The sequence below is a fragment of the Streptomyces sp. P17 genome, assembly GCF_032436805.1.
Classification (GTDB): Bacteria; Actinomycetota; Actinomycetes; order Streptomycetales; family Streptomycetaceae; genus Streptomyces.
On sequence record NZ_JAVRBF010001478.1, the window covers coordinates 1 to 236 of the forward strand.

A 236-nucleotide genomic window follows, 5' to 3' on the forward strand; every position below is an offset into this window, starting at 1 on the left:
CGAGGACGCGCTGGTCGTGCGTGTCGCGCTCACGGTTACGTTGCCGCCGCCCGTCGCGCTCGTCAGACCGAGTTCTTTCAGGAAGTCGGCCTTGCCCGTCACGGACAGATCCGCACCGGTCGAGCTCTTCAGCGTCACGACACCGGCGGCAGCCGACGACGCCGTCGCAGCGGAGGCCGCACCGATCGTGGCAGCACCGTTGCTGATCGTCGAGGTCTTCACGCCGCTGGCGAGGT

1 protein-coding gene is annotated in these 236 nt (G+C 68.6%); it reads right to left on the bottom strand.

The features are described 5' to 3' along the window. The coding region (locus RMT89_RS46455; RefSeq protein ID WP_399499139.1) for a DUF1522 domain-containing protein at nt 1-222 on the bottom strand (222 nt) is incomplete at its 3' end. Nucleotides 223-236: the final 14 nt, after the last annotated feature.